The sequence below is a fragment of the Cryptobacterium curtum DSM 15641 genome (assembly GCF_000023845.1).
Taxonomy (GTDB): domain Bacteria; phylum Actinomycetota; class Coriobacteriia; order Coriobacteriales; family Eggerthellaceae; genus Cryptobacterium; species Cryptobacterium curtum.
Map to the genome: position 1 here is coordinate 273404 of NC_013170.1, position 25034 is coordinate 298437.

Consider the following 25034-nt stretch of genomic DNA (forward strand, 5'->3'; position numbering starts at 1 on the left):
CGAAAGCGAGGCTGTATGCTCACCGATATCGAGATCGCTCAGCAGGCATCTATCCGCCCCATTTCCGAAGTGGCTGCAGTCATTGGTGTGCCTGAAAAGTATCAAGAGCAGTACGGCAAAAACAAAGCGAAGATTGACTACAACCTTCTACGTGAAGTTGACACAACTCCGGGGAAGCTGGTGCTCGTTACTGCTATTAATCCGACGCCTGCGGGCGAAGGCAAAACCACAACAACGGTGGGCTTGGCTGACGCGATGAATCGTATTGGCAAAAAGACGGTTGTCGCCTTGCGCGAACCGAGCCTTGGCCCGGTGTTTGGCATCAAAGGCGGTGCAGCTGGTGGTGGATATGCCCAGGTGGTGCCCATGGAAGACATCAACCTGCACTTCACCGGTGATTTTCATGCTATTGGTGCCGCGAATAATCTATTGGCGGCGCTGCTCGATGCGCATATCCACAATGGTAACGAATTAGGTATCGATGTACGCAAGATAACGTGGAAGCGGGCGGTTGACATGAACGATCGCCAGTTGCGTCATATTGTGTGCGGTCTTGGCGGAAAAGCCGACGGTGTTCCGCGCGAAGACGGGTTCGACATCACGGTTGCTAGCGAAATTATGGCGGTATTTTGCTTGGCTTCTTCTATTACCGACTTAAAAGAACGTTTGGGCCGTATTGTGGTGGGGTACACCTTCGACGATGCGCCGGTTACCGCACATGACCTCCATGCTGAAGGGGCTCTTGCTGCGTTGCTGAAAGATGCTCTGAAGCCCAACCTTGTGCAGACACTCGAAGGGACACCAGCGTTTATTCACGGTGGCCCGTTCGCCAATATCGCTCATGGCTGTAATTCTATTATGGCCACGCGTATGGCGCTTGCGTTGGGTGATTATGCTATCACTGAAGCTGGATTCGGGGCCGACTTAGGGGCTGAAAAATTCTTAGACATCAAATGTCGCCTGACCGGTATTAGGCCTGATGCCGTGGTTGTTGTGGCTACGGTGCGTGCGCTAAAGAGTCACGGTGGTACCGCGCCGGATGCCTTAAACACGGAAGATTTGGTCGCCCTCGAAGCGGGTCTTCCCAATTTGCTTCAGCATGTCGAAAACATCACCCAGGTGTACGGACTTCCCTGCGTGGTTGCCATCAATGCATTTCCTACTGACACGCCAGCAGAACTCGCGCTGATTGAAAATAAGTGTCGCGAGTTGGGCGTTAACGTTGCGCTGTCAGAGGTATGGGCACGCGGAGGTGCAGGTGGCGAAGAATTGGCCTGTGAAGTAGTGCGCTTATGCGAGCAGCCAAATGACTTCACGTTTGCCTACGAGCTTGAAGGGGGAATTGCCGATAAGATCGAAGCGATTGCGCGACGTGTTTACCATGCGGATGGCGTGGATATTGCTCCCAAAGCGCAGAAAGAAATTGCTCGGTTGGAATCGCTCGGGTTTTCTTCAATGCCAGTTTGCATGGCAAAAACTCAGTATAGCTTCAGCGATAACGCTTCATTAAAGGGCGCGCCGCGCGGCTTCCGCATTACTATCCGTGAAGTGCGGGTATCAGCGGGCGCCGGATTTATTGTGGCGCTTACCGGTAGCATTATGACTATGCCGGGACTAGGGAAGAGTCCTGCTGCTTTTAAGATTGATGTCGATGAAACAGGCAGAATTACGGGCTTGTTCTAATCGTGTCGCGTGAACAATAGGTATTAATAAAAGTAGACGAGAGCAAAACCTATTTGCTCTCGTCTACTAAGCTTCTTCAGCGCACTTCTACATCGATTCCAAGCTCATTTTTTATGCTGAGCCGACACTAGTTTTCTAGTGTCTTATTCTGCCAAGCTGCTGCTAATCTTCGACTTCAACAAGGGTTATTTCAAAGTTGAGATCTTTGCCGGCCATTTCGTGATTTAGGTCGAAAGTCGCCACACCATCTTCGACGCTTAATACCTTGACAGGGAACGATTGCCCGCCGGGACCACGCATGAATATCGTTTCACCAACTGGTAGTTTTTCGGCATTAGGGATCTGTTCGGTAGGTACCTTCTGAATAAGGCTTTCGTCGCGTTCTCCGTAAGCTTCAGCTGCAGGAATACGAACTTTCTTAGTTTCACCCTGTGCCATATTCTTTACGGCCTCATCGAAGCCCTTAATCATTTGACCGGCCATGCAAGTGAATTCAATCGGCTCACCGCGCTTAACGGACGAATCAAATTCTCTGCCGTCATCGAGTGTGCCGATATAGTGGACCTTAACTTTTTTGCCTTTGTTGTCCATAGAGAAATCCGTTCTTTGTCGGGCTCGCTTTCTTACCTACGAGCATGGTAAAGCAGTCTAGCGCATTGATTGCGCGTTGCTTACGTCTTCCATCATCTTGCCTGAAAGTGCGAAGGTACGGTAGTGCTAATAGAACAGCATAAGAGCCAGATAACTATCGGCTGCTTTATAAAGAAGAGGGGCTAGGCAGATAGTGTTAGGGGAGAAAGAACAGGCAGACAGGGTCAGGAAAGAGGGGGCAGGCAGATAGGATCAGACCAGTCGATGCAACGCTTTCTAGAAATAAATTGATTGGGACCTATCGGGGAAAACGGACGACTTCGAAAATCGGTCGAAGTCGTGTGCTACGATGCGCCCATGAAAGCAGAAGTAAAAAATATCGCTCCAGACAGCGCCATTTCATCTGATTCTCTCACCGAACGCCGCAGCGGAGAAAAAGCAACCCTTATACAGATGGTGGGTATCTACTGCGCTGGTCAGCATCACAACGAGGTAGCCCCTGTAGTAATTAATGGATACGAAGCACGTCTTTGTCCTTCCTGCCGTGAACTGGTCGAGTACGCATTTGACCGCATCGATCGCTGCCCGCATATGGAAACAAAAACCTTCTGCAGTGCGTGTAAGACACATTGCTATCAACCCCAGATGCGTGAACGCATTCGACAAGCAATGGCATATGCTGGTCCGCGCATGCTTTTCGTGGACCCAAAAGGGGCTATTCGACACCTGCTTTCACGCTTTGAGCGATAATAGGCGCTCGATTGCCGTTCTTTTCCTACTTTTCGGCAATTTAATGCGACAAAGTGAATATTTGCTGATAAGCATTCTCGTCTATGTTATTATGCCGCCTGGTTAGTTGAGATCTCAGTCGTTTGGCTCTACTTCGACAGAAGGGAGATCAAAGTGCCCGTGGAGCATGGACGCCTTTAGCTTCTTGTAAGAAGCTTACTTTCTGTCTATTATATTTCTCGCATTTTTATAATATTTTACTCAATAATAGTGCATATTAAATGGTATTAAATATGCTTTTATCGAATATATTGGAAGGTGGTTGCCCTATGAAAAAGCGCATGCAGAGGCACGATATCATTCGCGAGATTGTTCGTGATAATGAAATTCGTACTCAGCGGGAACTTGCATCGAAGTTGCAGGCAAAAGGTCACGAGTGCACCCAAGCAACTATTTCTCGTGATATTACCGACATGGGATTGCTCAAGTCGAGCGAAGGTATCTACGTTCTTCCCGAGGATATGCGCTTGCATCATATGGTTGCTGAACTGGTTGAAGAAGTCTACACCGCAGGTTACTTGGTTGTTGTACGTACCTTTCCTGGTGGGGCTGCTGGCGTTGCAGGTTCCATTGATAATGCGGGGCTTGTTGGTTCTCTCGGTACAGTTGCCGGTGATAACACCATCATGATTGCTGCTCGCACACCTGAGGATGCCGAATCTATTCGAGAAATTCTCGACGGATTGCGACGTCATCGTTCATAGCAATAAAAGGTAGGGTTACCTGCCTTTTGTAGCAAAAATTGCCTCTGGCATCATCGAATGTATATGGCGTTTCCTGTGCGTACTTGTGTACTTTCGAACCCAGTAAAGCGTGGATGCTAAAATACCCCCATCTTTAACTAGGAGGTCCCGTTGGCTTCACGTGCTATGAAAAAGCGCCATGGTACTCGTAACAAAAGGCGTTCGATTCCCCTTTTGTACATCTTGGCTGTCCTCTTCGGTCTGATTATTGCGGGTTGCGTTTCGGGATATGCTCTCTGTCAGTCGTGGCTGCAGGATCTTCCTGAATACCAGGACGCTTCGGCATACAATTTGGCACAAAAAACGCGTGTCTATGCGTCCGATGGCACCACATTGCTTGCCGAATTTTATCTTGAAAACCGTGAACCGCTTACCAGTCTGGATGACGTCAGTGCGTTTGTAAAAGACGGGACAATCGCTACCGAAGACGCGCGTTTTTACGAGCATAGTGGCGTTGATTTATGGGGCATTGCTCGTGCGACCGTTATGAATCTTACGGGGTCGTCACATGAAGGGGCCTCCACTCTCACTCAGCAGTTTGTGCGTAACACGGTGCTTTCCAAAGAAGCTTCTGAACAGACCTTAAAGCGCAAGGTGCGCGAAGCATATATTTCGCTTAAATTGGAGGAAGCATATTCCAAAGATGAGATCCTGCTGATGTACCTGAATACCATCAACTATGGTTCGGGTGCCTATGGTATCGAAGCAGCAGCTCAGCGCTATTATTCAGTCAATGCGAAAGATCTTACGCTCGCTCAAGCTGCTTTGCTGGTAGGTATTCCTCAGTCGCCCACATACAACAATCCCATTACGTATCCCGATAACGCTTTGCAGCGCCGTAATACTGTACTCAATCGCATGCTCACGCGCGGGCGTATCACGCAAGAACAGTATCAAGAAGCTATCAACGAGCCGTTGAATCTTAACCCGTCTGAGCCAACCGAAAATGGTATTGCTGCATATCCGTATTTCACCAGCTACGTGCGACAGGTTCTGCTGGACAAATATTCCGAAGCCGAAGTTTTTAAGGGCGGCCTGACGGTAACAACTACGCTTGATGTCAAGGCACAGGATGCTGCTGAAGCGGCGGCAAAAAAGAAGCTTTCCCAGGTGGAAAGTGATGTCGAAGTTGCTATGGTAGCGGTTGACCCTGAAACTGGCTTTATTCGCGCGTTGGTTGGCGGGCGCGATTATGACGAAAGCCAATATAATCTGGCTACGCAAGCCCAGCGACAGCCGGGATCGTCGTTTAAGACATTCACGCTTGCGGCAGCTATTGAAGAGGGCGTTGACCCTAACTCAACGTATGTGAACTGCTCATCTACCGCCAAGATTGGTACGTGGAATGTAGAAAACTACGGTAAAGCTGATTATGGAACTCGTTCTATTGCCAGTGCCTTTGCGGTTTCTTCCAACACGGGGTTTGCGCGGCTGTGCGACATGATTACTCCTGAAAAGGTTGTTGACATGGCAAAACGTATGGGTATCGAGTCCGAATTGGAAGCGGTTCCTTCGATTACGCTTGGATCCGAAGGGGTTACCGTGCGCGAAATGGCCGCTGCGTATGCAACTATTGCATCGGGTGGTATCCAGCATGATGCAGTTGCAATTGAGCGTATTACTGACGCAAATGGCAACGTGGTATTCCAGGCCGACACGACCGGAAAACGCGTGATGAGCGGGGAAGTCGCTCATGCGAGTGAAAAGGTCATGGAAAGCGTTATTACAAGCGGTACTGGTCGCCAAGCACGACTTTCTTCTGGCCAGATTGCTGCGGGTAAAACTGGTACAAGTCAGAATTGGCGCGACAAATGGTTTTGCGGGATTACGCCGCAATATGCTGTTGCCTGTTGGGAAGGTGTTCCTGAAGAGCGTCAGATGAGTTCTTATGGCAGCGTAACCGATATGTTTTCACTGTTCCTGAACGAACTGATCACTCGAAATGATATCGAGACGTTCGTTATGGATAACGCTTCGATGCCAGCGTATCGAGTGCTGACCGCGGAAGAGAAAGCAAAGCTTGGTACAGGTAGTTATAATCCCAACGGTATTTCAGATAGTGAACGCAAGAAGTCTGAAACCTTGCGCAACGATCATGAGTCGGGTGAATCCACTTCTGATACGAATTCGTCGACAGATACACAGAGCACCACGTCTGAAACTGAGGCTACTACTACGGTTACGCCGACGCTTTCCGGCGGGTCAGAAAGTACAGCGACAACAACAACTCCAACAGCTGGTTGAGGTTGATAGGTGGTTTATTTAACCAGAGGGTTTCGGCAATTTTGGTGGTTTGCTAGACAACGTTTATGTGATCTGGTGCTGTTTTGACAGCTTAAAAAGAGCGGTATTTGAAAGCTTTACGAGTAGCACCATGGACAACTTGTGCAATGACGGCATGATGACAAGTTCATGATGAGCTTTGCTCAAAAGATCAAAGCCGAGTATGCTGCAAAAACGCATACGTTGAAACAGAGCTCGATTGCATAATTGATCGATCTTCAGCGCCAGTGGCGCACCCACTATGAAAGGGAAGTATGAAACGCTCATCGACTAGTTCCTCCGCCTTTACTTGGGGTATGACTCTTGTTGTTGTGGCAGCACTCGCATTCGCACTTGCTGGATGCTCACTTAACCGTACTGCAGCAAGTGATGGCGACCAGGCATCTGATAATCGTCAGTACATGGCTTCTCTCAACCAGCAGATGTCCGATTTGCAGACTGAAATGGACGCATTCCAAAAGGCAGTGGCTGCGGGCGACGTTGTCAGCATGCGTGCCCAACAGCAAGCGGTTGATGGAACAATTACAGCAGTAAAGGCTGCCGATGCACCGGAGCGTTTGCAATCGGTTAAAGACAACTACGTTGATGCACTCGATACGCTTGATGGCGCGCTAGACGGTTATGTTTCGCTGTATTCCGACGTGCAGCGGGGTGCCGTTTCTTCCGACGGATACGATCAACGTCTCTCTGCGGTGCAAGATGCGTATAATAGCGGCATCGAGAAGGTGAAGGCCGCTGATGCAGCGGTAAGCGAAATCGCAAGCGAATAACATTCGCTATCGGAGAGAACATTTATGAACAATGCTGTCGAGTTGCTTGCTCCAGCAGGCAACATGACGTGTCTGCACGCGGCCGTGCGCAGCGGGGCAGATGCTGTCTATTTGGGTATCGATCGGTTTAATGCACGGCGTGGTGCTGATAATTTCACCATGGACACACTTGCCGAAGCATGTGACTATGCTCATTTACGTGGCGTACGCGTGTATCTGACAGCCAATACTGTCATTCTTCCGTCGGAAGCATCAGCAGCTTTAGAAATGGTGCGGCAGGCGTACCGCCGTGGGGTTGATGCCTTTATCGTGCAGGATATTGGACTCGCTTTAGAAATACATCGAACACTTCCGCAGGCCGAACTGCATATTTCAACGCAGATGAACATCCATAATGCAGCGGGCATTGAAGCGGTGCACAAGCTTGGTGCTGCTCGTGTGACGCTTGCGCGTGAATTAGAGCTTGCTGAGATTGATCATCTTTCTCAGGTTGCGCATTCGTTTGGCATGGAAGTAGAAGTATTTGCCCACGGTGCACTGTGTATCTGCTATTCGGGACAATGCCTTATGTCGTCGCTTGTTGGAGGGCGTTCGGCAAATCGCGGTATGTGTGCGCAGGCCTGTCGCTTGCCATACGAACTGCATAATCGCGCTCAGCGCAAGCCGCTTTCGTCGCCGGGCGAACATCTTCTTTCCCCTAAGGATCTTTGCACGATCGATCTTTTACCTGAACTGGTAACCTGCGGCGTTACTTCCTTGAAGATCGAGGGACGCATGAAGTCGCCCGAATATGTGTCTGCTGTGGTGGGTGTTTATCGTGCTGTACTCGATCGTACGCTTGCCTGGTGCGCCCAACGGGCTGCATCAAGTTCCACCACGGAGCTTTTCAGTGCGTCCATTCCGCAAGAAGTACGCGCCACAGCGAATGAGCAGCGTATTCTTTCGGAAGCATTCAGCCGAGGATTTACCACAGCCTATTTAACGCATGACGACGGCAACGACATGATGAGCTTCGGCCGGCCAAATAACCGGGGAATATTTATCGGTCGAGTAAGCAGCGCACACGATGGTGCCGTGGTTGTGGAAGCTGAGCGAAAGCTGTTCGTTGGAGACGTTGTTGAATTCTGGACAAATCGCGGCCATTTCGCTCAACCAATCAATAGGCTTGAACCTGTTGGCAAACAAGGCGTGCGCCTTGAAGTGTCCCGTAAGGTGGGAAAAGGTGACCGCGTGTTTCGTGTGCGCAGCGCGCAAGCTGCCTTTGCTGATGACGCACTGTTGCCAAAAGTTCCACTTGATATTCAGGTAACAGTACACGAAGGCCAGCCGCTTTCTGTGTCGTTACAGTCCGCTTCAGGGGTGCGCGTACAAGCACAAGGTGCCGTAGTAGAACAGGCACGTACGAAAGCACTCGTCGCAGACGAAGTTATCGAGCATGTTGATCGCATGGGCAACGAGCCATTTGTTCTGCAAAGTATCGAAGTTGATCTCGGTGAAAATGTGGGTGTGGGCTTCTCGCAGATTCACAAGGTGCGCGCTACAGCGTGCGAAATGATGCAAGAAGCGCTGCTTGCTCCGTATCACGCACGAAAACTGACACGCATTACCGATCGATCACAGTCCTCAAAATCGCTGGTCAGTGGAAATACCTGCGAGGTTGTTGTATGGGTCACGAATGCGTCGTGTGCCCGTGCGGCGCACAAAGCGCATGCCGATGCGATTTTTGTGCCAGCACTTAATTATCAGCGCGGGGAATCGCTTATTGCTGGGCAGCTATCAGAAACTGTGGCGCAGGCAGGCTATCCCAAGCAGGTAGGTATTGCGTTGCCTGCTATCGACCACGATCCGCTTGAGGGGACGCGGGAAAACCGTTTCGCATTCGATCCGTGGCGCTACGTTAAGCGGGGAAGAACTGTGCTCGTTGATAACATGGGGCAGCTGGATCGCGCTCTTGCCTGCGGTGCCAACGTCGAAACAGGTCCCCATATTCCCGTGTTGAACGCTTGGACAGCTGATGGCCTTGTGGCTGCTGGCGCACAACGTGTCTGGTTATCACCCGAGCTTACCTTAGGTCAGATTCAGCAGATCGGCGAAGAAACGCAGGCACCGTTAGGTTTGGTGGTTTCTGGTGCGACGGAATTGATGGTTACCGAGCATTGTTTGCTGATGAGCCAGGGGCCGTGCAACCGCAATTGCACCACCTGCGTGCGGCGTAAGAGTCCGCATTATTTAAAGGACCGCAAGGGTTATGAAATGCCCGTGATTACCGATTGCTGTGGACGCAGTCATATTTATAATGCCGTGCCGCTTGACATTGTGCATACCTTACCCGACCTTATTGCCGCTGGTGTAACGGCCATAATGGTTGATGCCACCCTGCTGACTGTTGATGAAACAACCAAGGCAGTTTCTCGTGCTGTTCGCGCGCGTGATATCGCTCTGCGTGGGGCAGATACGGTTGCCAAGGTGCCCGGCGCGACAACGGGACATCTATTCCGTGGTGTTTCTTAAAGATAGGTAGCGTTATTAAAGACAGCCGATATCTACCGTACGCGCCGAGCGATACCATCTCCCTGTGCTAGAATCATCATCCATATGTCGGCGAAAGGGTTTCTATGCTTCCTGCTGAAGAGCAATTACGCATCATTAAATCGGGTACCGCTCAGATTGTTCCAGAGGAGGCACTGCTTGAAAAACTGAAGCGTGACCGTCCGCTTAATATCAAGCTTGGTGTCGATCCAACGGCTCCTGATATTCATATCGGTCATGCCGTTCCCTTGCGTAAGCTACGCACGTTTCAGGATTTAGGCCACCAGGTTACGCTTATTATCGGTGATGGTACGGCGCTTATTGGCGACCCTTCTGGGCGCAATAGCACGCGGCCTCAGCTGACTTCCGACGAGGTTGCAGCAAACGCCCAGACCTATATTGACCAGGCATTTAAAATTCTCGATCCGCAGAAGACGACGCTGCGTCATAACGCTGAATGGCTGCTCGACCTGAACCTTGAGGGTTTGTTGAAGATCGCTAGTAATTTTACGGTTGCTCGCATTCTCGAGCGTGACGATTTTCATAACCGCTATACGCAGAATTTACCCATCAGTGTGCATGAATTCCTCTATCCGATTATGCAGGCATATGATTCGGTTGTTATAGATGCCGATGTCGAATTGGGTGGCACCGATCAGCTCTTTAATCTGCTGGCGGGGCGCGAGCTCATGGAAAAGATGGGCAAGGAACCTCAGGTGTGTTTAACGCTGCCATTGCTTGAGGGTACCGATGGTGTGCGCAAGATGTCGAAGAGTTATGGCAACTATATTGGCTTGACCGATGCAGCAGACGATATGTTTGGCAAGGTCATGAGTATCCCCGACGAACTGATGGTGAAATACTACCGTCTGGCTTCGACAGAATCAGTTGACGAAATCGACCGTTTAGAAGAGGGCCTTGCAGCGGGAAGTTTGCACCCCAACCAGGTTAAACGTGCATTGGCCCGCAATATTGTGGCTGCGTATCACGGCGATTTGGCTGCTATTGAAGCAGAAGTCAGTTTCGATCGCCTGTTTAAAAATCATGATATGCCTGAAGACATCCCGATGTTTACCGGCAGTCTGCAGCCTGATGAACAGGGCATGGTCTATCTGCCCAAGGTTCTACATGAAGCTTCTTTGGCAAAAAGTGCCGGTGAAGGTCGTCGCCTTATCGATGGTGGTGGGGTAAAAGTAAATGGTACGCCGCTGGCGGCCAAGTCCTATCAGATTGCAGCGGGCGATCTTGAAGGCGCGGTCATCCAGGTGGGGAAGCGTCGATTCGTTAAGTTAGCGTAGGCGCGCAGAGGTGTGCAATTATGTATGCAGAACACGAATAAACGCGCGCATATCGCATATCATACAGAGGTCCGTGCGTACTACATAAACGCTTTCATCTCCGTCAGTGTAGAGGCGAAAGCAGGTGTTAATTTCTGCTTGCTTTCAGACTTCATAGAGGCAAAATCCTTCAATGGGATGCGCGATAGAATTTCTTCTGGGACTTGAGATAAAATTTTTGCTACTGCATACGGAATCCTGGCGTCCTATAGCCACAAGGTGTTGTGTCGCTTAAAAGTGCCGTTTTCATAATGCCTGTTCAATGACCTGTATTGTGAAATATGAAAGTTCATATTCGGTTTGAAAAAGTTGAAATCTATGCTTGACTATCAGTGTCTTGCTGCGTAGTATGAATCCTTGCCGTTTCAAGCGGCATCCCACCTTTTTGGTGGTGGAGAACCTTGAAAACCGGATACTGTGATGAAGAGAAGAATTCAAGCTAGACGGACAACCCTGTCACGCAGGTATGGGCTTATCACTCATAGGAGAAATAAGCTTATAACTGTACGATAGATGAACACCAAGATCATCATGATCTTCAAACAGATGACGCTTGAGCATAAAAGTAAGCAATTGCTCGTATGCAAGCGTCTTTTTGAATGGAGAGTTTGATCCTGGCTCAGGATGAACGCTGGCGGCGCGCCTAACACATGCAAGTCGAACGATTAAACCGCCCTTGGGCGGATATACAGTGGCGAACGGGTGAGTAACGCGTGACCAACCTTCCCCCCGCATCGGGACAACCCGGGGAAACCCGGGCTAATACCGGATATGCCGGGTATGGCGCATGTCATACCCAGGAAAGCTTTTGCGGCGGGGGATGGGGTCGCGTCCCATCAGGTAGACGGCGGGGTAGTAGCCCACCGTGCCAACGACGGGTAGCCGGGTTGAGAGACCGACCGGCCACATTGGGACTGAGATACGGCCCAGACTCCTACGGGAGGCAGCAGTGGGGAATCTTGCGCAATGGGGGAAACCCTGACGCAGCGACGCCGCGTGCGGGATGGAGGCCTTCGGGCCGTGAACCGCTTTCAGCAGGGAAGACATTAAGGACGGTACCTGCAGAAGAAGCCCCGGCTAACTACGTGCCAGCAGCCGCGGTAATACGTAGGGGGCGAGCGTTATCCGGATTCATTGGGCGTAAAGCGCGCGCAGGCGGCGCACCAGGCGGGATCTCGAAACCGGGGGCTCAACCTCCGGGCGGATCCCGAACCGGTGTGCTCGAGTGCGGTAGAGGAAGTCGGAATTCCCGGTGTAGCGGTGAAATGCGCAGATATCGGGAAGAACACCGATGGCGAAGGCAGACTTCTGGGCCGACACTGACGCTCAGGCGCGAAAGCTGGGGGAGCGAACAGGATTAGATACCCTGGTAGTCCCAGCCGTAAACGATGGGCACTAGGTGTGGGGGGCATTTGCCTTCCGTGCCGCAGCTAACGCATTAAGTGCCCCGCCTGGGGAGTACGGCCGCAAGGCTAAAACTCAAAGGAATTGACGGGGGCCCGCACAAGCAGCGGAGCATGTGGCTTAATTCGAAGCAACGCGAAGAACCTTACCAGGGCTTGACATGTAGGTGAAGTGACAGAGATGTCGCAGCCGAAAGGAGCCTACACAGGTGGTGCATGGCTGTCGTCAGCTCGTGTCGTGAGATGTTGGGTTAAGTCCCGCAACGAGCGCAACCCCTGCCGCATGTTGCCAGCATTTAGTTGGGGACTCATGCGGGACCGCCGGCGGCAAGCCGGAGGAAGGCGGGGACGACGTCAAGTCATCATGCCCCTTATGCCCTGGGCTGCACACGTGCTACAATGGCCGGCACAACGGGATGCAAAGGCGCGAGCCCAAGCGGATCCCCCAAAGCCGGTCCCAGTTCGGATCGGAGGCTGCAACCCGCCTCCGTGAAGCCGGAGTTGCTAGTAATCGCGGATCAGCATGCCGCGGTGAATACGTTCCCGGGCCTTGTACACACCGCCCGTCACACCACCCGAGTCGTCTGCACCCGAAGTCGCCGGCCGAACCCTTTTGGGACGGAGGCGCCGAAGGCGCGGGGGATAAGGGGGGTGAAGTCGTAACAAGGTAGCCGTACCGGAAGGTGCGGCTGGATCACCTCCTTTCTAGGGAGTAAACCTAGAGGTGCCAAATGTGCACCACCCCTTTTGTCGAGGCATTTTGTCCTTCGAGCCCGACAAAAGGTGCCTTACATCAAGGCATGTCTTTCTACCAAGAGAAAGACACAACCTGCTTGATAGTCACTTCTCATACTCATTGCAGTATTCGGTTTCCGGGGTTCTCCCGGGGCAAGGATACAAAAATAGGTATCTATACCTTTTCGTATCTTGTGTCTGCACCTTGAAAGCCGCATAGCGTTCTCGAGAAGAATCATCAATCAAGTAATAGAGATTCCCTCGTCTTGCAAAACGCGAGAAGATATTAAGGGTCCCTCTGATACGCGATAGGTGGTTCGCATCTTGAAACGATCGCAATTACACAAGCGGAGGCAAAACACTATTCTTGTTGCCTCCGCACGATATGGATACCCGAATATCGAGGTAAACACAGTAGGTAATTAATACCTACTTTAGATGAAGATATTTAGGGGCACACGGTGGATGCCTTGGCATGGGAAGCCGACGAAGGACGTGGCAAGCTGCGAAAAGCTGCGGAGAGGCGCAAACAGCCTTTGACCCGCAGATGTCCGATACGGGGAAACCTGACCTGGGTTATGCCAGGTCGGCCCATCCTGAATCAAATAGGGATGGATGCAGGTAACCCGGGGAACTGAAACATCTCAGTACCCGGAGGAAGAGAAATCAACCGAGATTGCGCGAGTAGTGGCGAGCGAAAGCGCACAAAAGCCCAAACCGCATGTGAGCGTTATACCCTCGGGGGGATGCCACAGCGGGGTTGTTGGGCATATGAGTCTTAAAGCCCGAGTCTTTAAGCGGAGTATGTGTCATCGTTATAGCAAAACGGCATGGGAAGGCCGGCCAAAGAGGGTGAAAGCCCCGTATGCGAAATAGCGATGCACGCCGAGTCATATGACCCAGAGTATCGCCGGGCACGTGAAACCCGGCGAGAAGCAGGGGGGACCACCCTCCAAGGCTCAATACTCTCCCATGACCGATAGCGAATTAGTACCGTGAGGGAAAGGTGAAAAGCACCCCGAGAGGGGAGTGAAATAGTACCTGAAACCGTGTGCCCACAAGCAGTCGGAGCAGAGCATTTTGCTCTGTGACGGCGTGCCTTTTGTAGAATGAGCCAGCGAGTTGCCGTAATGCGGCGAGGTTAAGCTTTATAAGCGAGCCGCAGCGAAAGCGAGTCTTTAAACGGGCGCTTTTAGTCGTATATGGCAGACGCGAAGCCGGGTGAGCTATCCATGGGCAGGCTGAAGCGGGGGTAAGACCCCGTGGAGGGCCGAACCCACTTCGGTTGAAAACGGAGGGGATGACCTGTGGATAGGGGTGAAAGGCCAATCAAACCCGGAGATATCTCGTTCTCCCCGAAATAGCTTTAGGGCTAGCCTCGGGCATTTCCCCGGCGCAGGTAGAGCACCGGATCCCAAAGGGGGCTTCACCGCCTGCCGATGGGAGCCGAACTCCGAATGGTGTCGGGATAAAAAGCCCGGGAGTCAGAGCGTGTGGGCTAAGCCGCACGCTCAAAAGGGAAACAGCCCAGACCGCCCGCTAAGGCCCCCAAGTCCATGCTCAGTGGCAAAGGATGTGCGCCTGCCTAGACAACCAGGATGTTGGCTTAGAAGCAGCCATGCATTTAAAGAGTGCGTAACAGCTCACTGGTCAAGTGGACATGCGCCGACAATTCACGGGGCTCAAGCATGGCGCCGAAGCGGCGGGCTTAAAGAGGTTTTCTTTAAGCGGTAGGGGAGCGTTGCCAACAGCGATGAAGCGCAAGGGCGATCTTGCGTGGAGTGTTAGGCAAGTGAGAATGCTGGCATGAGTAGCGACAAGCGGCGTGAGAAACGCCGCCGCCGTAAGCCTAAGGTTTCCTGGGGAAGGCTAATCCCCCCAGGGTCAGTCGGGAGCTAAGGTGAGGCAGACATGCGCAACCGATGCACGACAGGTCGATATTCCTGTACCATCTCGTGTCGTTTTATCCAATGAGGCGACGGAGGAGGATAGGCGGGCGGGGTTCTGGACGTCCCCGTGAAAGCGTGTAGGGTGTTCTGGCAGGCAAATCCGCGAGAACATATGCCTGAGACGCGAGACGAAGCCATTTTGGCAAAGCCGCCAAGTCCATGCTCCCAAGAAAAACCCCTAGGGAGACACGAGGTGCCCGTACCAAAACCGACACAGGTAGGCGGGTAGAGCATACCGAGGCGATCGGGAGAACCATGGTTAAGGAACTCGGCATACTAGCCCCGTAACTTCGGGAGAAGGGGCGCCTTTCCTCGTGAAGCTTTTCACAAGCCAAAGCGAGGGGAGGCCGCAGTGAAGAGGCCCAAGCGACTGTTTACCAAAAACACAGGACTCTGCCAAGCCGCAAGGCGAAGTATAGGGTCTGACGCCTGCCCGGTGCCGGAAGGTCACGCGGATGCGTTAGGGTGTATACCCGAAGCGCTGAAGCTAAGCCCCGGTAAACGGCGGCCGTAACTATAACGGTCCTAAGGTAGCGAAATTCCTTGTCGGGTAAGTTCCGACCTGCACGAATGGCGTAACGACTTGGGCGCTGTCTCAACCATGGACCCGGTGAAATTGCATTATTCGTGAAGATGCGAATTACCCGCGGAAGGACGGAAAGACCCCGTGAACCTTTACTGCAGCTTGGCATTGGGCGCAGGCGCGGTGCGTAGAGGATAGGCAGGAGGCTATGAAACCTAGGCGCAAGCCTGGGTGGAGCCGACCTTGGAATACTGCCCTCATCGCGCCGGCGTCCTAACGCAGGCCCCTTTAACGGGTCGTGCGGACCGTGTCAGGTAGGCAGTTTGACTGGGGCGGTCACCTCCTAAAGAGTAACGGAGGTGCGCGTAAGGTCCGCTCAGGATGGTTGGCAATCATCCTTTTGAGTGCAAGAGCATAAGCGGGCTTGACTGCGAGGCCTACAAGCCGAGCAGGTGGGAAACCAGGTTCTAGTGATCCGGCGGCACAGCGTGGAATGGCCGTCGCTCAACGGATAAAAGGTACTCCGGGGATAACAGGCTGATCTTGCCCAAGAGTCCACATCGACGGCAAGGTTTGGCACCTCGATGTCGGCTCATCGCATCCTGGGGCTGGAGTCGGTCCCAAGGGTATGGCTGTTCGCCATTTAAAGCGGTACGCGAGCTGGGTTCAGAACGTCGTGAGACAGTTCGGTCCCTATCCTCCGCGGGCGCAAGAGGATTGAGGAGATCTGCCCCTAGTACGAGAGGACCGGGGTGGACGGACCTCCGGTGCAGCGGTTGTCGACCAACGGCACTGCCGCGTAGCCGCGTCCGGAACGGATAACCGCTGAAAGCATCTAAGCGGGAAGCCGTCTCCAAGATGAGTCCTCTTTTTGGTAAGGGCACTGGTAGACTACCAGTTTGATAGGCCGCAGCTGTACGCACAGCAATGTGTTTTTAGGCAAGCGGTACTAATAGCCCGAGCTCTTCATCATATTCCATATGACAATTGCGCTTGTATACATCAAGAATCGAGACGCTATGCGGCCCTCAGGGTGCATGACAAGTCCCATAGAAGAACACTCGGATTAAGGCGCCGGCGCGCCTTAAAGAGACCTTACTCTTGAGCGCCCGGCACGAGCGCGGCCATGGAGGCGGGGATCACCCGGTCCCATCCCGAACCCGGCAGTTAAGCCCGCCCTCGCCGAAAGTACTACGGAGGTAAGTCCGTGGGAGGATAGGGCGCCGCGCTCGTGTCGTGCACTGAAGAGGTGGGTGCTTATAGGATGTCTACGAGACTCGCTTAGCGGGTCTTTTGTGTTTATGCGAGGAGGCGCGGCCATGTCAGAACGGCAAGAAGCCGACGAACTGGTCGAGGGAGCACTGACTGATGCCTCCGTGTTGCAATCAACTATCGAAGAACTATCAGGTCCATCGCGTCGTTCTCGTCAGAACGCTGCACAGATTATCGCGGCTGTTGCAAAACGCGATGCTCAGCTTGTTCTTCCGTTTGCGGATGATTTAATTGATGCTCTTAACCGCCCTGAAGCACAGACGCGGTGGGAATGTCTTGATGCGCTTACCTGCCTGGTTGATATTGGGTCTCGTTCGTGTGACAAGGCTCTTGCAGGGGCTGAAGCGTCACTGTTCGATGAAGATAATGGTCCTGTTCGCTTGGCGGCTATGCGCTTCCTGTGCAAGTTGGGTGCCACAACAGAATCGCGGTCCGAAAAGATTTGGCCTCTGATCAACGAAGGCATTCAGTGTTACCACGGCGATTTGGAATTTCAGGATATGCTTGTTGCGGTTATTGGGTTTTCAGAAGGGAAACTTTCTGCCGCGGTAAAGAAGAGCCTCGCTGAGCGTATGGAATTTGATGCGGCTAATTCTAAGGGTGCCCTCAAGAGTCGTGCTCAGCAGATTATCGACAACGTGAGCTAGTTGTTAGGCGCGAAGCTGCTGAAGATCTGCCATTCCCTAAGGCCTTATCGACAACGTGAGCTAGTTAATGAGACTACCCGCGCTGCAGAGAGAATAACTGAACGAGCAAGCCGATAAATTGTCGCGATAACACGCCGTAGATTTTCCTGCTTTTGTATCGTCGATTGAATTGCTTTCTTGTGTGGAGCTCTGTTCGGTATCATGTTTCCTATTACAAGCATGACAACTCAGAGCAAAACCACGTATAGCTACAGGGAGGCATAATGGCTCAGCACACAGTAACGCTTATTCCCGGTGATGGCATTGGGCCTGAAATTTCAGAAGCAATGCGCGCAGTCGTGGCAGCATCAGGTGCTGATATAGCTTGGGAACAAGCAGAAGCAGGTCTTCCCGCTATTGAACAATACGGCACGCCACTACCGGCATCAACCATCGAAGCGGTGCGTAAGAACAAAGTGGCTATTAAGGGGCCGGTGACAACGCCTGTGGGAACCGGTTTTCGCAGCGTGAATGTGGCGCTGCGCAAAGAGCTGAAGCTCTATGCCAATGTACGTCCGGCGCGCACCCTTCCGGGATTGCCAAATCGTTTTACCGACGTTGATATGGTAATCGTACGTGAGAATACCGAAGACCTTTATGTCGGTATCGAATGTGAACAGGGCAGTCCAGCTGCCGCCCATCTTGCGCGCGTAATTGAGCAAGAAGGGCTTGGCACCATTGCCTCAGATGCCGGTATTTCAGTAAAGCCGATTAGTGTTTCTGCATCGCGCGATATCGTTCGCTATGCTTTTGACTATGCAGTTAGTCAGGGACGATCTAAGGTAACGGCTGTTCATAAGGCCAACATTATGAAGCATTCAGATGGTCTGTTCCTTCGGGTTGCGCGCGAAGTTGCTCGTGAATACGAGGGGCGTGTGGCATTTGAAGATCGAATTGTTGACGCGTTCTGCATGAATATGGTTACCAATCCAAGTCAATTCGACATTGTCGTTTTACCGAATTTATACGGGGACATCGTGAGCGATCTTGCCGCCGGTTTAGTCGGGGGGTTAGGTATTGCTCCCGGTGCAAATATTGGTCGCGAAGAAGCGGTGTTTGAAGCAGTACATGGAAGCGCTCCAGATATTGCTGGTCAAGGTAAAGCCAACCCAACGGCTCTGATTCTTTCAGCAGCTATGATGCTTGATTATCTTGGTGAAATGGACGCTGCTGCAGCGATTCGTGAGGCGATAGAGGCGGTCTTTTCTGAAGGACGTACGTTAACAGCGGATATTCGCGCGATGTCACAGGGTGGTGCTGTTGCTTCAACCAAGGAATTCACCGCCGCAGTAGTGGAGAAGCTGCAAACAAGGAGATAGGGTGTTCATGAGCAGGCGAGCAACAGATGAAACTAGGTTGGCAGCAGATGCGGATACCTGGATGTCAGAAGGTATACCAGCAACGCTTACCGTCGCCGATAAGCACTACACCTACTGGCCAGTCTCTTCAGTTTCACATGCAAACCGACTGCCGTATTCGTTGCGTATTTTGATGGAAAATATCCTGCGCTGTGCGCCCACCAACGAAGCGCGCAAGCAGAGTGCGCAGCGGATTATCGAAGCTGCAGCAGCGCATTCAGTGGGGGAAGAAGTTGAGTTTTCGCCGGCACGTGTGCTCTTCCAAGACTTTACCGGGGTGCCGGTTTTCGTTGACTTTGCTGTAATGCGCGAAGCATGTAAACAGTTGGGAGGTGACCCCGCGCAGATCAATCCACATGTTCCGTGCGATTTAGTAATTGATCATTCGGTTATTGCTGATGAATTTGGTTGCGCTGGTGCACTTAATCAGAATACGGCTCTTGAGTTTACACGCAATCGAGAGCGTTATGCGTTTCTTAAGTGGGCTCAGCGCTCGTTTCAGAATGTTCGTATTGTGCCGCCTGGACAGGGTATTTGCCATCAGTTAAATATCGAGCGGTTTGCAACGGTAGCAACAGTCCGATCTGCCGATGATAATCCTGTGCCGGCAACAACAACGCAAGTTCCTGAAAGCAACCCTGCAACAGCACGTGCCACCGAAAGCAATCTTGCGCCGGTAGCAGCAACACAGTCCACCAAGAGCAAAGATGCTCTATTGCCGAGCGACAGCAGTTTAGATCCAGGTGTCTTTTTCGATACCCTTGTTGGTACCGATAGCCACACGCCAACCGCTAATGGTATTGGAGTGCTCGGCTGGGGCGTGGGTGGTATCGAAGCTGAAGCGGCAGCGCTTGGTCAGCCTATTACCATCCTTGTTCCGCAGGTTGTGGGGGTACGTTTTACAGGGTCCCTGTCTGAGGGTGTTTCTGCAATGGATTTGTCATTGCATATGGCAGCACTTCTGCGTGCTGAAGGGGTTGTTGGTTGTTTCGTCGAATGTTTTGGCCCTGGTGTTGCACATCTCTCGGCTACGCAGCGTACCTGCATTTCTAACATGACGCCCGAATATGGTTGCACGTGCACTCTGTTTCCCGTTGACGATCGTACGTTGGATTATCTGCGGGTAACGGGACGCAGCAGCGATCAGGTTGAGCTTGTTGAAGCGTACGCAAAGGCGCAGGGGCTCTGGAATAGCGATGCCGTACGCGACTACGCGAAAGTACTGGAAGTTGATTTGTCGCAGGTAGAGCGCGGCATTGCTGGCCCGTCGCGTCCTCACGAGCATATCGCGTGGTCTGAAGTCCCCCAAACCATAGCCCGCATTAATGAACAACGCGGTCTTGACAAGCAGTGCGTCACGGTTGAACTAGATGGGAAGGCGCATCAGATAGGACAGGGCGCTCTTGCCATTGCGGCTATTACGAGTTGCACAACGGCCACTGACCCTGCGATGATGCTTGCCTGTGGGCTTCTTGCGCGCAATGCAGTTCACAAGCAGCTGCATCCGAAGCCTTGGGTGAAGACAATTTTAGCTCCAGGCAGTAAGGCCACCGAACTGCTTCTGGAGCGGGCGGGGCTTGTTGATTCACTGCGTGAACTCGGGTTTTATACGTGCGGCTTTGGCTGTATGAGCTGCATTGGTAATTCGGGTCCTATTTTGGAGCCGCTGCATGCAATAGCTTCTCAGGTGGAGCTCGCAAGTGTCCTGTCGGGAAATAGGAATTTTGAGGGACGCATTTCCCCAGATGTTTCGCAGAACTATCTCAGTGCACCGGCGGGTGTTGTCGCCTATGCGCTTGCTGGTCGAATTGATTTCGATTTCGAACATGAACCGCTCGGGCAAGACAGTGCAGGACATGATGTGTTCTTGTGTGATATCTGGCCAAGCGACGATGAAGTAGCTATGTTGCAGAAACACATTGTCAACCAGGCATTATTCAACGATGGCGCACAGGGATTGTACGAAGGGGATACCTCTTGGCGGCAACTTGAAGCAGCAGAGAGCGACCTGTTTTCGTGGGATAGTACATCGACATACGTACGACGTGCTCCGTATTTTGATGGCATGCAGCGCACACTCGAAGCACCTGTGCCTATCCGCGGTGCGCGTGTTCTTGCGTTGCTTGGTGATTTCATTACGACCGACCATATTTCTCCTGCTGGTTCTATTGCCGCGGATTCGGCTGCTGCACGCTTGCTGCGTGAAGCTGGAGTAGCTTCGCAGGATTTCAATACGTATGGAGCGCGTCGTGGTAATCATGAAGTTATGATGCGCGGCACTTTTGCGAATGTGAAACTAAAAAATAGCCTTGCAGAGGGTCGTTTGGGTGGCTGGACGCGTGATCATATTGATGGTCAGGTCAAACTTATCTTCGATGCGGCGCAACATTATCGTACTGAGGGCATTCCAACGGTGGTTATTGCTGGCAAGATGTACGGCAGCGGATCGTCGCGTGATTGGGCGGCAAAAGGGCCAGCGCTACTGGGCGTGCGCGCTGTGATTGCGCAGAGTTTTGAACGCATACATCGCAGCAACCTGGTGGGCATGGGTATTCTTCCCCTGCAGTTTGAAGAAGGACAAAGCGCTTCGTCACTTGGACTGACGGGTACAGAAGTCTTTGATATTGCACCGATCGACTTTTCTGCGGGTATGCCGAACCCCGCTGAGGTTGCTGTGACGGCACAGCGGACGAATGGTGAAGTAGTGCGTTTTAATGCTCTGGTGCGCATCGATACGCCGACAGAAGGGGCTTATTTCCGTTCGGGTGGCATTCTTGCGTATGTACTGCGCAATCTTATGGATCAGTAGGTTATACTGCCGCAAATGGAAGATAGCGCCTGGTCGCATGACTGGCGGTAGAGCGGTCGATTGGTATACGGCTATACGTACCGCATAATGGCGCGGTACTACAAACAGCAGCTAACTCTACAGGGAGCATCATGGATAAAAAGGATATGGAAGAATATTTCCGCATGGTTGGCTTTGAGCCGCCCTCAGGTGATTCAGCTGGCACTGCGGCAGAATCGGGTGGATCTGCCCAGTCGCGACAGAATACTTCCCAGCAGAGTGCTCAAGATGCTCAAGCGAAAACGTCTCGCACCTCGTCTGCAAGAGGGCGTTCGGCGAAGAGAGGCCGTCGGATAAGGTGGGACGAAGCGAAAAAAGCTGCATCGCGCGGTGATGCCCCGTCGTTCGGCGGCATTCCCATTGATTTTTCCAGCATATTTGGCGGCGGTAATGGGGGCAATAGAGGCACTGGCGGGTCGTCTTCTGGTACCGTGAACCCCGATTTATCTTTGCCGTTATTTAGCCGGCGCTCTATTGTGATGCTATCGATTATTCTGCTTGTCGTAGTGGCAGCTGCTTATTGGTGGTTTCATCCACCTATCAACATTCATTCGGCGGACTGCTGGACTTTTCTTGTCGTATTTGTAATTGCGCCATCGTTTATTACATTTCGTGTTCTTTCGCGCTCGTATACAAAGGGTGAAGGCAAGCGCGAGCGCGATCCAAAACGGGCACGTCGGTATCGGGTTGCGTCATTCATTCCCGCTGCCGTAGCTATTTTGGGACTTATTGGCGCAGCGGCTTCATATTCTATCTGGCCAGGTAATGCTGAAAAGTATTCTCATTTACTCGAGATTCAAGACAGTAACTTTGCACAGGATATTAAAGAAGTCGACTATGATTCAATCCCCGTAATCGATCGCGATTCAGCTGTGCTTTTGGGTAATCGTACCCTTGGTGAAATTCCTGATTATGTGAGCCAGTTTGAGATTGCCAATACCTATTCTCAGATCAACTATCAGGGGAGGCCGGTACGCACGAGTCCGCTCAACTATGCCGATTTGTTTAAGTGGTTCTACAACAAGGATTCAGGTATTCCGGCATATGTGATTGTTGATATGGCAAGCCAGGATACGCAAGTCGTTCGTCTTGATAAGCCTATGTATTATTCAGAAAGCGAACCGCTTGAGCGCAACATCGACCGCTATGTGCAGTTGAAGTATCCCTTCTATATGTTCGAGGAAAAATCCTTCGAGATTGACGAAGACGGTACGCCGTGGTGGGTATGCCCCGTACAGACACGTACCATCGGTTTGTTTGGCGGCGAGACCATTTCGCGTGTTGTGCTGGTGAATGCTAGTACGGGAGAAACGTACGATTATCGTATCGATGAATGTCCCGAATGGGTTGACCGTGCGTATCCGTCCGATCTTGTGGTGCAGCAGTACAACTGGTATGGCAGTCTCAAAAGTGGCTGGCTCAATTCGTGGCTGGGACAATCGGGCGTGGTGCAGACAACACCGGGCACCAATGGACAGGCCGGTTACAACTATATTGTGAAAGACGACGATGTTTGGCTGTATTCGGGAGTAACGAGTGCTACATCCGACAATGCGATTGTTGGATTTGTGCTCATCAATCAACGAACTGCCGAAACACATTTTTATAGTGTCGCTGGTGCAACCGAAGATTCGGCTATGGCAAGTGCTGAAGGCCAGGTTCAGAACTTGCACTACAATGCAACGTTCCCTCTGCTGTTGAATATCAATGGGCAACCAACCTACTTTATGGCCCTCAAAGATGGTGCTGGTTTGGTAAAGAAATTCGCCATGATCGATATTCAGCGCTATCAGAATGTTGCTATTGGTGACACGGTGTCTCAGGCGCAAAAATCTTACAAAGCGTTGCTTGCTTCAAATGGTGTGGGTTCTGACGATGCTGAAACAGCAACGACTCAAAGCGCGCAGGGTGTTGTACACACGACAGCGCAAGCGGTTATCGAAGGCAATTCGCATTTCTATTTAACATTGCAAGGGGATAGTCGTATTTTTGATGCTCCTCTACCTGCCGTTACCGAAGTGCTCCGTGTGGCACCGGGGGATACCGTAACGCTGCATTTTACGGAAGGGGACCCCACCTGTACGGTTCAGAGCATTGAAATAACCGGTGCGCCGACATCAACGGATCGCGCTGTGTCGGATCAGAAAACAACAGATCAAGGCACTTCAAGTGAGGCTGTTAGCTAGGCGATAAATTTGGGAGAACATAATTGATAAACAGTCAGCGGCTGATCTACCAAGTCGCCCTCAGCTATCTATGCAGGCGCTATGAAAGCACGTTATGTATCTTGCAGGGTTTCGGGGGCTCTGTCATACTGTACAAGCTGCTTACATGCAGCGCCCAAGAACGAAATGTTCCGCTGCCAGAGACAGCAGGTACCGGATATCCGGTTTAATCGTTTAAGTCAATTGCTTGAACGGCCCGCCGAGGTGGTTGCACAGCGTTGAACCGCATGCGACTCCCTGTTGTCACGGCAGGGGGTCGCTCTTTTTTTTCGGCGCGATCCTCCCTCGGGGCGGAACTCGTCGCAAAAGAAGGAGGTGTAATAGTATGCCAAATGCACAGAATAAAGAAGCGCTTGCTAAGATCAAGGAAGAGCTTGATGGGGTTTCTGCAGTATGGGTTGTCGATTATCGTGGTCTTACTGTAAAGGATGCTCAGCAGCTCCGTCGTGAAATTCGCGAAGCTGGTGCGCATCTAGTGGTCTATAAGAACACGCTCATGCATATCGCGCTTGAGGAATCTGGTCTACCGACCATGGAGGATATCTTAGAGGGTCCTAACGCTTTCGTGTTTACTGAGGCCGATCCAGCCGCTGCTGCTAAGGCGATCAAGGAATTCTCTGAAAAGAACGAGAACCTGGTAATCAAAGGCGGCATCATGGATGGTGCTGAATACGACGCGGCACAGGTTGTCTCTATCGCGTCTTTGCCTTCTCGCGAAGAACTGTACGCTTCTATGGCTGCTGCTCTTTCGAGCATCGCTCGCGGTCTGGCCGTTACGATCAATGGTGTGCCGCAAGGCCTGGCTCAGGCTACACGTCAAGTGGCCGAGCAAAAACCCGCTGCTTAGTGCAGCATGCGGCTTGAATGCCGCGTAGTGTAAAACTGGTTGTGGAAAAGCCACAACCCATTTTGAAAGGAATCTACCATGGCTGTGACCAAGGAAGAGATTATTGAGGCTTTGAAAGAGATGTCCCTGCTTGAGGCTTCTGAACTCGTTAAGGATATCGAGGAAACCTTTGGCGTGTCTGCTGCTGCTCCGGTAGCTGTAGCTGCTGTTGCTGGTGGTGCTGATGCTGGCGCTGCTGCTGAAGAAAAGTCTGAGTTTGATGTAGTGCTCGAGGGCTTTGGCGACAACAAGATTGCTGTTATCAAGGTTGTTCGCGAGCTGACCGGCCTAGGCCTGAAGGAAGCCAAGGAACTGGTTGAGGGTGCCCCGAAGGCCATCAAGGAAGGCGTTGCCAAGGAGCAGGCTGACGAGATGAAGGGCAAGCTGGAAGAAGCTGGCGCTGCCGTTACTTTGAAGTAACTAA

The 25034-nt window shown here is 51.9% G+C and carries 14 protein-coding genes and 3 rRNA genes; 16 read left to right on the forward strand and 1 reads right to left on the reverse strand.

The genetic code is table 11. From position 1 onward, the window contains the following. Nucleotides 1–15: 15 nt before the first annotated feature. Complete coding sequence (locus CCUR_RS01105; protein ID WP_012802645.1) at nucleotides 16–1683, forward strand: formate--tetrahydrofolate ligase; 1668 nt, start codon at nucleotides 16–18, stop codon at nucleotides 1681–1683. A 162-nt stretch (nucleotides 1684–1845) separates the two neighbouring features. Here CCUR_RS01105 and CCUR_RS01110 read toward each other — a convergent pair whose 3' ends face one another. Further along, a complete protein-coding gene (locus CCUR_RS01110) occupies nucleotides 1846–2274 on the reverse strand; it encodes an FKBP-type peptidyl-prolyl cis-trans isomerase (protein WP_012802646.1) in 429 nt (142 codons plus the stop codon). Between the two features lie 357 nt (nucleotides 2275–2631). On the opposite strand from CCUR_RS01110, the gene CCUR_RS01115 reads away from it, so the two are divergent. The 15 genes from CCUR_RS01115 to rplL all read left to right on the forward strand — a co-directional run bounded on the left by CCUR_RS01115 (nucleotide 2632) and on the right by rplL (nucleotide 25030). Beyond that, nucleotides 2632–3024 carry a nitrous oxide-stimulated promoter family protein gene (locus tag CCUR_RS01115; RefSeq protein ID WP_012802647.1) on the forward strand — a complete coding sequence of 131 codons (393 nt, stop codon included), beginning with the start codon at nucleotides 2632–2634 and terminating at the stop codon, nucleotides 3022–3024. Between the two features lie 308 nt (nucleotides 3025–3332). Continuing rightward, on the forward strand, nucleotides 3333–3767 hold the full coding sequence (locus CCUR_RS01120; protein WP_012802648.1) for an arginine repressor: 435 nt from the start codon (nucleotides 3333–3335) through the stop codon (nucleotides 3765–3767). 150 nt (nucleotides 3768–3917) lie between these two features. Beyond that, complete coding sequence (locus CCUR_RS01125; RefSeq protein ID WP_012802649.1) at nucleotides 3918–6050, forward strand: transglycosylase domain-containing protein; 2133 nt, start codon at nucleotides 3918–3920, stop codon at nucleotides 6048–6050. A gap of 293 nt (nucleotides 6051–6343) precedes the next feature. Continuing rightward, nucleotides 6344–6859, forward strand: coding sequence for a hypothetical protein (locus tag CCUR_RS01135; protein WP_012802651.1), 516 nt, complete (start codon nucleotides 6344–6346; stop codon nucleotides 6857–6859). A 24-nt stretch (nucleotides 6860–6883) separates the two neighbouring features. Then, nucleotides 6884–9370, forward strand: coding sequence for a U32 family peptidase (locus CCUR_RS01140; protein ID WP_012802652.1), 2487 nt, complete (start codon nucleotides 6884–6886; stop codon nucleotides 9368–9370). Nucleotides 9371–9474: 104 nt separating this feature from the next. Then, nucleotides 9475–10686, forward strand: a complete 1212-nt coding sequence (tyrS, locus tag CCUR_RS01145) for a tyrosine--tRNA ligase (protein ID WP_012802653.1) — start codon at nucleotides 9475–9477, stop codon at nucleotides 10684–10686. A gap of 635 nt (nucleotides 10687–11321) precedes the next feature. Beyond that, nucleotides 11322–12833, forward strand: a 16S ribosomal RNA gene (locus tag CCUR_RS01150). A 467-nt stretch (nucleotides 12834–13300) separates the two neighbouring features. After that, nucleotides 13301–16308: ribosomal RNA gene (locus CCUR_RS01155) — 23S ribosomal RNA — on the forward strand. Between the two features lie 143 nt (nucleotides 16309–16451). After that, nucleotides 16452–16567 (forward strand): 5S ribosomal RNA (rrf, locus tag CCUR_RS01160). Together the 16S, 23S and 5S rRNA genes form the textbook arrangement of a ribosomal RNA operon. An 87-nt stretch (nucleotides 16568–16654) precedes the next feature. Next, entirely contained in the window at nucleotides 16655–17254 is a 600-nt protein-coding gene (locus CCUR_RS01165) for a hypothetical protein (RefSeq protein WP_012802654.1), read from the forward strand. A gap of 263 nt (nucleotides 17255–17517) precedes the next feature. Further along, the gene (locus tag CCUR_RS01170) at nucleotides 17518–18612 is read left to right on the forward strand and encodes an isocitrate/isopropylmalate dehydrogenase family protein (protein WP_012802655.1); all 1095 of its coding nucleotides are present in this window, start codon (nucleotides 17518–17520) and stop codon (nucleotides 18610–18612) included. A 61-nt stretch (nucleotides 18613–18673) separates the two neighbouring features. Continuing rightward, nucleotides 18674–21460, forward strand: a complete 2787-nt coding sequence (gene acnA, locus CCUR_RS01175; protein ID WP_049754313.1) for an aconitate hydratase — start codon at nucleotides 18674–18676, stop codon at nucleotides 21458–21460. A 131-nt stretch (nucleotides 21461–21591) separates the two neighbouring features. Further along, complete coding sequence (locus CCUR_RS01180; RefSeq protein WP_012802657.1) at nucleotides 21592–23685, forward strand: hypothetical protein; 2094 nt, start codon at nucleotides 21592–21594, stop codon at nucleotides 23683–23685. A gap of 364 nt (nucleotides 23686–24049) precedes the next feature. Continuing rightward, complete coding sequence (gene rplJ, locus CCUR_RS01185; protein WP_012802658.1) at nucleotides 24050–24571, forward strand: 50S ribosomal protein L10; 522 nt, start codon at nucleotides 24050–24052, stop codon at nucleotides 24569–24571. Nucleotides 24572–24649: 78 nt separating this feature from the next. Continuing rightward, nucleotides 24650–25030, forward strand: a complete 381-nt coding sequence (gene rplL, locus CCUR_RS01190) for a 50S ribosomal protein L7/L12 (protein WP_012802659.1) — start codon at nucleotides 24650–24652, stop codon at nucleotides 25028–25030. Nucleotides 25031–25034: the final 4 nt, after the last annotated feature.